Below are 518 nucleotides of genomic sequence, written 5' to 3'. Positions count from 1 at the left end.
TTTGATCAAAAATTCTTTGGATTGAGTGCAAATGTAGGTAAAGTATTTGATTTTAGTAATAGCTGGTTTGTAAAACCATTTGCAGGAGTAAATTACTACTATTCTTATACACCTGATTATACAGAAAGAGGAAGCATTTTAGCTCAAAGTGTTCAATCTAATACTAACAACTCTGTAAGCTTAGAAGCAGGTTTAGAAAGTAGAAAATACTTCAGTGAATCATCTTATTTGTTTATCACTCCAAAAATTGAACAATATGTAATCAATAATGGAGATGATTATGTAGGTAGATTTGCTGGTTCAACTACAAGCTTTAGAATCGCTTCTGCTGAGAAAAAGAAAACTTATGGACAACTGATTGTTGGTGGTAACATCGCCATTAATGATTCTTTATCTTTAAATGCAGGAATTGGTGCTAAACAAATTCTAGCAGGTAAAGTAGATTCTAAAAATGAAACTTATATCAATGGTAACATTGGATTAAAATATAGATTCTAATAACTACCAAGTAAGTTTTA

The 518-nt window shown here is 30.1% G+C and carries 1 protein-coding gene; it reads left to right on the top strand.

Going from position 1 to position 518, the window contains the following annotated elements:
• Positions 1 to 498: autotransporter outer membrane beta-barrel domain-containing protein (locus CCY98_RS08390; RefSeq protein WP_146743794.1), on the top strand; the 498-nt coding region annotated here is incomplete at its 5' end.
• Between the last annotated feature and the right edge of the window lie 20 nt (positions 499 to 518).

Source organism: Helicobacter sp. 11-8110 (genome assembly GCF_003288905.1).
Lineage (GTDB): Bacteria > Campylobacterota > Campylobacteria > Campylobacterales > Helicobacteraceae > Helicobacter_D > Helicobacter_D colisuis.
This window is presented reverse-complemented; position numbering and strand designations above follow the sequence as displayed.